The sequence below is a fragment of the Corynebacterium sp. NML120713 genome (genome assembly GCF_001875735.1).
In the GTDB taxonomy this organism is placed as follows: domain Bacteria; phylum Actinomycetota; class Actinomycetes; order Mycobacteriales; family Mycobacteriaceae; genus Corynebacterium; species Corynebacterium pseudogenitalium.
Genome location: NZ_MLCR01000002.1, coordinates 1 through 2,051, shown reverse-complemented (window position 1 = coordinate 2,051; position 2,051 = coordinate 1). Strand labels below are relative to the sequence as shown.

At 55.3% G+C, this 2,051-nt stretch carries 1 pseudogene; it reads right to left on the bottom strand.

What is annotated here, in order from left to right:
• Window positions 1-1,784, bottom strand: a pseudogene (locus BJP06_RS00010) (hypothetical protein); the annotation flags it as partial.
• Window positions 1,785-2,051 lie beyond the last annotated feature (267 nt).

Sequence of the window (2,051 nt, the reverse complement as noted above, 5' to 3'; positions counted from 1 at the left end):
CGCATCCGGGCCGCATCCAACCCAGGATTTTGAACCTTCAAGCTCACCGTATTCTCACCACGGTGAAGCTCAGGGTCACCTACAACAGCAACCTTCGCGCTGCCCTGCGCGGCCTCAGCTTGCTGCATCGCTTCCTGCTGGGCAGCCAATGCCTTGGCATCAACCTTGCTACCTGCAGCACCGATGGTGGAGTTGTAATCCTTACCAATCTTGCCGGTGTTGATCATCAAGTTGTCCCAGTCAGCTGGCACACGGTAGTCACCTTTGTAGCAGTCCATACCCGGCTGGTTGCACACCTCTGGCAGTGGCCCACCAGAGACAGATTCTTCATCCGAGTAGTTAAAGTGCGTGAACTGGTAGAGGTAGTTCATCACCGAGTAGTAGTTCGGCAGGTAATCCGACTGCGGGACCTCGTTGGCGAACTTCATCGAACCATTGTGGTTGAGCCCCAGCGTGTGGCCCAGCTCGTGCATGATCGTGTTGCGCAACTGATCATCAGTGCGCATGCGTTCATGCTTGGCAACATAAAACGAGTTATCCGCAACCAGGGCCAACCCGGTACCCCAGTGGCCACGCTGCATCTGATCACCAATGACACCAACCCGGAAGACTGCCGCACGAGCACCCAAAATGGTATCGATATTCTCGACCAGCTTCATACCCGGGATGGTGCCCTCAAAGTAGTACGGGGCATAGGCTTCAGTCTGCCCACCATGACGCGTCGGATAGTTTGCAATGTTGGTATACGTATCACCGGCATCGATGTGCAGGTTGACCCCGTACTGGTCGAAGCGGTCCACCAGCTGCTGCAAAATATCGCGGTGTGGGCGGTAGCTTGCCACCGACATCTGCGCACACATGGCAGCATCCGCACCAGGTGTGTCGCAGCCAGCCTGCTGCCACTGCGAGTTCATCCAATTAAGCTGCAGGAACAAATCCGGTCGCTCAGGATCAGCACCCCACTGTTCAAGTGGCATGATCGTACCGTCGCTTAGGGTCACCCCTTCGCGTTCCCACATATCCGGCAGACCGTCACCATCAGAATCAACAGCACTGTCCTGGGTTGCAACCTCCATGTGCATGGCAGCAGTCAACGTGTTGCCTGCATCAATGCGCTCAAACCAACGACCACGCTGGAAGCTTGCCCCTGCTGGATCCACAAACCCAACCTCACCGGCAGCCGTGGTGCGCTGGAACGCATCGGCTACACCAGACGAGGTTGCATTATCGAACGACACCGCAGTCTCATAGCCAAGCTGGGCCGGGGCAACAACAAACTTCCCATCATCATAGGAGCCGGAAAGCCCGACCTGGGAGTTAATCTGGTTCGTCAGATCCGCCTGCACAAACGCTGAAGCATCCTTGTTGTTGGTCACCCGCACAATGACATCGACGCGGTTGCCATCAAAGCGGTATTCACGCTCGACCGACACACCAGCCGCCTGGTCTTCACCGCGGTAGATGACCACCTGGGTGTTACCATCACGGTGCGTATCCACGTTAAGGCCAGATTCTAAATCCACTAATGCGCCATCGGCACGCAGGTCCACATACAGTGAGGACTCCTGGCTGCCAGCAATGGAGCGGGCATCCGTAAACTTCAACGTCGAAATACGACCCGGCTGTGTTACCGAGTTGTGAAAGACCGCACCCGGCCCGTCAGCGGTCACTGTGACCGACGAGTCAGCAACAGCCATCTCCGCGTGAGCAACCTGTGCACCATTAGCCGCAACGGCCAACACACACGCTGCTACGCATACCTTCCGTGCAATGCTGTTCATCATCGTTGTCACAATCCTTATACCTTCCATCACGCACCACCCAACCGGTGGAACATGAAACCCTTCGTTGTTCTGACCCCAAGTTTATGCACCCGAACTATACATGGCTAATCAACCCAAAACACGACAACAAAACAGGCAAAAACACGCCCACAAAACCCGGATTGTTCAACACATCTAGCCCCACAACCTGCACACATAGCTTAAAAAACACTCAGAAACCATCGCAGCAAACCCAACATGTTCAACAAACCCACCGACACCTGTCGA